This is a genomic window from Klebsiella sp. MS 92-3, assembly GCF_000195655.1.
GTDB classification, from domain to species: domain Bacteria; phylum Pseudomonadota; class Gammaproteobacteria; order Enterobacterales; family Enterobacteriaceae; genus Klebsiella; species Klebsiella pneumoniae.
In genome coordinates this window covers 69720-75366 of sequence record NZ_GL882786.1, presented here as the reverse complement: position 1 = coordinate 75366, position 5647 = coordinate 69720, and the positions used below count along the sequence as shown (strand labels likewise).

At 53.3% G+C, this 5647-nt stretch carries 4 protein-coding genes and 1 pseudogene; 4 read left to right on the top strand and 1 reads right to left on the bottom strand.

Annotated features, from left to right (window positions below; all coding sequences use genetic code 11):
• A partial coding sequence (locus HMPREF9538_RS17845) for a YciN family protein (protein ID WP_009484631.1) occupies window positions 1-231 on the bottom strand: 231 nt, incomplete at its 3' end.
• A 406-nt stretch (window positions 232-637) separates the two neighbouring features.
• Between HMPREF9538_RS17845 and topA the strand changes: the two genes are divergently transcribed.
• The 4 genes and pseudogenes from topA to HMPREF9538_RS29680 all read left to right on the top strand — a co-directional run.
• Window positions 638-3235 carry a type I DNA topoisomerase gene (gene topA / locus HMPREF9538_RS17855; RefSeq protein ID WP_002901763.1) on the top strand — a complete coding sequence of 866 codons (2598 nt, stop codon included), beginning with the start codon at window positions 638-640 and terminating at the stop codon, window positions 3233-3235.
• A 345-nt stretch (window positions 3236-3580) separates the two neighbouring features.
• Window positions 3581-4555 (top strand): HTH-type transcriptional regulator CysB, encoded by a 975-nt coding sequence (gene cysB, locus HMPREF9538_RS17860; RefSeq protein ID WP_002901772.1) that lies wholly within the window; start codon window positions 3581-3583, stop codon window positions 4553-4555.
• Between the two features lie 245 nt (window positions 4556-4800).
• Window positions 4801-4968, top strand: coding sequence for a YmiA family putative membrane protein (locus HMPREF9538_RS17865; RefSeq protein ID WP_002901776.1), 168 nt, complete (start codon window positions 4801-4803; stop codon window positions 4966-4968).
• A gap of 388 nt (window positions 4969-5356) precedes the next feature.
• Window positions 5357-5647, top strand: a pseudogene (locus tag HMPREF9538_RS29680) (aconitate hydratase); the annotation flags it as partial.

Here is a 5647-nt window from a genome sequence, read left to right as displayed (position 1 = left end):
GTCCGACAGCTCGTGAGCAAGATACTTAAACATGTTAAATACCGCTGTACTCTTCGGCGTCGGTAGTCCCTGCTCATCAAGGTAAAACTCACCGCTAAACACCAGGACATTGTTGCGCTGAACGACGTCGGTGGCTTCGATACCGGCTAACGTATCCTCATGTTCGCGAATAAGTTTGTTGGCTTTTTCGAGCAGCGTCTGGCGATCGATTGGTTGGGTTGTACCTTGCATAACGGACTCCTCTTTTTCTCCGCGCGTAGTTTACGCCGCGCGGCGGCGTGGGGCAAATTTTCCATGCATAAATCAGGGGTAATGGTAACCAGTGGAGAAACAGCCGTTTACTGGCGGGATTTGCTTTTGCATGCTAATAAAGTTGCGTAACGAATTTTATCAGGTACAGTGTGACGCTTTCGGCGATCTGGCAACAGATTTGCTTGACATTCGGCCAAAAATTCTTCGTGCTATGTCACCTGACGAGAAAAAGTCAGCAAACTCAAGCGCCTGGTTTTACGGAGATGAAACGGGTGTTCAGGGTTGATATTCACCGACGGTGCCGCAACATATGAGGCAGTCGCCAGTGGAGGGTGTATGAATGTGCGATGTATTCCTGGATGAATCAAATTAGGTAAAGGTGAATATGGGTAAAGCTCTCGTTATCGTTGAGTCCCCGGCAAAAGCCAAAACGATCAATAAGTATCTGGGTAATGACTACGTGGTGAAATCCAGCGTCGGTCATATCCGCGATTTGCCGACCAGTGGATCAGCTTCCAAAAAGAGCGCCGACTCTACCGCCACCAAAGGGGCTAAAAAGCCTAAAAAGGACGAACGTAGTGCTCTGGTTAACCGTATGGGCGTGGACCCATGGCATGACTGGAATGCGCACTATGAAGTACTTCCGGGTAAAGAAAAGGTAGTTTCAGAACTCAAACAGTTGGCGGAAAAAGCTGACCACATCTATCTCGCAACCGACCTTGACCGCGAAGGGGAAGCCATTGCCTGGCACCTGCGGGAAGTCATCGGCGGCGATGAACAGCGTTACAGCCGCGTGGTGTTCAATGAGATCACCAAAAACGCTATTCGTCAGGCCTTTGAAAAGCCGGGCGAACTGAATATCGATCGGGTTAACGCCCAGCAGGCGCGTCGTTTTATGGACCGCGTGGTGGGCTATATGGTTTCGCCGCTGCTGTGGAAAAAAATCGCCCGTGGTCTTTCTGCCGGGCGCGTGCAGTCCGTCGCGGTCCGCCTGGTGGTGGAGCGTGAACGTGAAATTAAAGCGTTCGTCCCGGAAGAGTACTGGGAAGTCGACGCCAGCACCACCACGCCGGGCGGTGACGCCCTGCCGCTGCAGGTGACCCATAAGGACGATAAGCCGTTCCGTCCGGTCAGCCGCGATGAGACCATGGCGGCGGTATCGCTGCTGGAAAAAGCCAGCTACAGCGTACTGGAGCGTGAAGATAAGCCGACCAGCAGCAAGCCGGGCGCGCCGTTCATCACCTCCACCCTGCAGCAGGCGGCCAGCACCCGTCTGGGCTTCGGCGTGAAAAAGACCATGATGATGGCTCAGCGACTCTATGAGGCAGGGCACATCACCTATATGCGTACCGATTCCACCAACCTGAGTCAGGACGCGCTGAACATGGTTCGCGGCTACATCAGCGACAAGTTTGGCAAAAAATATCTGCCGGATAGCGCGAACCAGTACGCCAGCAAAGAAAACTCGCAGGAAGCGCACGAAGCGATTCGTCCGTCTGATGTGAACGTGCTGGCGGAAACGCTGAAAGATATGGAAGCGGATGCGCAGAAGCTTTATCAGCTGATCTGGCGCCAGTTTGTCGCCTGTCAGATGACGCCGGCGCAGTACGACTCCACCACGCTGACCGTGGCTGCGGGTGATTTCAAACTGAAAGCGCGCGGTCGCACTTTACGTTTCGACGGCTGGACAAAAGTCATGCCGGCGCTGCGCAAGGGCGATGAAGACCGGACGCTGCCGCTGGTCAAACAGGGCGACCGCCTGAGCCTGGTGGAGCTGACGCCTGCGCAGCACTTTACCAAGCCGCCGGCGCGTTTCAGCGAGGCCTCGCTGGTGAAAGAGCTGGAAAAACGCGGGATTGGCCGTCCGTCGACCTACGCGTCGATCATTTCGACCATTCAGGATCGCGGCTACGTGCGGGTGGAAAATCGTCGTTTTTACGCCGAAAAAATGGGCGAGATCGTTACCGACCGGCTGGAAGAAAACTTCCGCGATCTGATGAACTACGATTTTACCGCGCAGATGGAGGATCGCCTCGACCAGGTTGCGAACCACCAGGCCGAGTGGAAAGAGGTGCTGAACCACTTCTTCGGCGATTTTACCACCCAGCTGGCGACGGCAGAGAAAGATCCGGAAGAGGGCGGCATGCAGCCGAACCCGATGGTGCTCACCAGCATCGACTGCCCGACCTGCGGCCGTAAAATGGGGATCCGTACCGCCAGCACCGGCGTTTTCCTCGGCTGTTCGGGCTATGCCTTGCCGCCGAAAGAGCGGTGCAAAACCACCATCAACCTGGTGCCGGAGAACGAAGTCCTCAACGTGCTGGAAGGCGATGACGCGGAAACCAACGCGCTGCGCGCCAAACGTCGCTGCCAGAAGTGTGGGACGGCGATGGACAGCTACCTTATCGATCCTAAGCGTAAGCTGCACGTCTGTGGTAATAACCCGACCTGCGACGGCTACGAGATTGAAGAGGGCGAATTCCGCATCAAGGGCTATGACGGCCCGGTGGTGGAGTGCGAGAAGTGCGGGTCTGAAATGCACCTGAAAATGGGGCGTTTCGGTAAGTACATGGCCTGTACCAACGACGAGTGTAAGAACACGCGTAAGATCCTGCGCAATGGCGAAGTGGCTCCGCCGAAGGAAGATCCGGTGCCGCTGCCGGAGCTGCCGTGTGAGAAGTCTGACGCCTACTTTGTGCTGCGCGACGGGGCGGCGGGCGTCTTCCTGGCGGCCAACACCTTCCCGAAATCACGGGAAACGCGTGCGCCGCTGGTGGAGGAGCTGTACCGCTTCCGCGATCGTCTGCCGGAAAAACTGCGTTATCTCGCCGATGCGCCGCAGCAGGATCCGGAAGGCAATAAAACGCTGGTACGCTTTAGCCGTAAAACCAAGCAGCAGTACGTGGCGTCCGAAAAAGAGGGCAAAGCGACCGGCTGGTCAGCTTTCTTTATCGACGGTAAGTGGACGGAAGCCAAAAAGTAATGGCGTTCGTTCGGGCAGGAAAAGCGCGCTTTTCCTGCTCAGGCGACCGGCAGAGAGAGTGCATTTCTCTGCCGTGTCGTCTTCCCCTCTTTGCGTTAATTTCCTCCCCTTATAACCACCTATATTATTTTTCGTTAGCGTCTATACAGTGTTGATATAAATGATATAGTGGTTATAGTTAATGCCTTTTTTATTATTAAAACGTCTTATACATCATCGCTTTCAGGATGCATTGCGGCGCCACTATGGCCAACTGCCGGGAGCCCAGGGCCTTCATCGGCGACAAGTTGCCTGAACGTAAAGTGTATTAAGCGGCTTCATTTTACGCGCAAACGGATATCAGCCATGAAACTACAACAGCTTCGCTACATCGTTGAGGTGGTTAACCATAACCTGAATGTTTCATCCACCGCCGAAGGGCTCTATACCTCCCAGCCGGGTATCAGTAAGCAGGTCCGCATGCTGGAGGATGAGCTGGGCATTCAGATCTTTGCCCGCAGCGGTAAACACTTAACCCAGGTGACGCCGGCCGGGCAGGAGATCATCCGCATCGCCCGCGAAGTGCTGTCGAAAGTCGATGCCATCAAATCTGTCGCCGGAGAGCATACCTGGCCTGACAAAGGGTCTCTTTACGTCGCCACCACCCATACCCAGGCGCGCTATGCGTTACCGGGAGTGATCAAGGGGTTTATTGAACGCTACCCGCGGGTGTCGCTGCATATGCATCAGGGCTCGCCGACTCAGATTGCGGAGGCTGTGTCGAAAGGCAATGCCGATTTCGCCATCGCCACCGAGGCGCTGCATCTGTATGACGATCTGGTGATGCTGCCATGCTATCACTGGAACCGGTCGATTGTAGTGACCCCCGAGCATCCTCTGGCCACCAAGGGCTCGGTGTCCATAGAGGAACTGGCCCAGTATCCATTGGTAACCTATACCTTTGGTTTTACCGGCCGCTCAGAACTGGATACCGCGTTTAACCGTGCGGGCCTGACGCCGCGCATTGTTTTTACCGCCACCGATGCCGACGTCATCAAAACCTATGTTCGCCTGGGGCTGGGGGTAGGGGTAATCGCCAGCATGGCGGTGGATCCGGTCTCTGACCCGGATCTGGTGAAGCTGGATGCGAACGGTATTTTCAGCCACAGCACCACTAAGATAGGTTTCCGCCGTAGCACCTTCTTACGAAGCTACATGTATGATTTTATTCAACGTTTTGCTCCCCATTTGACCAGGGACGTGGTAGATACCGCGGTGGCTTTACGCTCGAATGAAGATATTGAAGCGATGTTCAAAGATATAAAACTTCCGGAAAAATAACCCTGAAAATAATAATGGCACTCCCTGCGAGGAGTGCCATTAACTATGATGGACTGTATTTAACAACTTAAACCTCGAACCAATCACAAAATTAATAATTTTTGGCAACACGTTTTTCATTATGCCCGCCGCGATCAAATAACCGGTTAAATATATTCCATCAGGCCTAAATTCACTGGATTAATCTTTTATCCATAATTAAGATTTATCTGTACCTGATGATTTGAGCAATTGGTGGTGACAATATGATAAGTAATATCGATTACATGAAACTGGCGATGTCATACGAGAATGACAAAACCGAAATCGATCCCGTTCTGCGTAGTCGCGTATGGGGCGTAGTGTTGGTAGGGTTGGCGATGTTCTGGAGCATCATCGCGCTCACCATCTGCAACATCTGGATTGTCAGCTAAAGCTGTAGGTCATCGTTGTAGATACATGTCATTTTTATGACAGTGAAAGGAAACTGTAATATAAAATCAGTGACCGGCAATACAGGGAGAATATATTTTGCCGCTGGATTCATCCAACCTGAAATCACTCACCAGAGCTAATCACTGCCAGCTGGCCGATTAGCTCTTTTTTTGTCCTCGTGTACTAATACAATATCGGCATACGCCCTCTTTGCACTATTTTGGTGCTATTTCGCCTGCTCTCGGATAATTCCCGTTTCCTCTCTCTCTGTCTCGTCGTATTTAGCAATTTGGGTTGTTATCAAAGTGTTATGCTCAGTATGTGTTATCTTTAATGGAGACCCTGAGGAGAATCAGGGTATGCCATCCCTGAGATAAAGGAGGAGCTATGTCGTCAACCCTACGAGAAGCCAGTAAGGACACGCTGCAGGTCAACGATAAAACCTGGCATTACTACAGTCTGCCGTTGGCGGAGAAGCAGCTGGGCGAGATCAGTCGACTGCCCAAGTCGCTGAAGGTGCTGATGGAGAACCTGCTGCGCTGGCAGGACGGTGACTCGGTAACTGAAGAAGATATTCGCGCCCTGGCCGGCTGGCTGCAACAGGCCCATGCCGACCGGGAAATCGCCTACCGTCCGGCACGCGTCCTGATGCAGGACTTTACCGGCGTGCCGGCGGTA

What these genes read in the sequence shown, in the direction of transcription:
- topA (WP_002901763.1), top strand. Translation starts at nt 638, where the DNA reads ATGGGTAAAGCTCTCGTTATCGTTGAGTCCCCGGCAAAAGCCAAAACG.
- cysB (WP_002901772.1), top strand. Translation starts at nt 3,581, where the DNA reads ATGAAACTACAACAGCTTCGCTACATCGTTGAGGTGGTTAACCATAAC.
- HMPREF9538_RS17865 (WP_002901776.1), top strand. Translation starts at nt 4,801, where the DNA reads ATGATAAGTAATATCGATTACATGAAACTGGCGATGTCATACGAGAAT.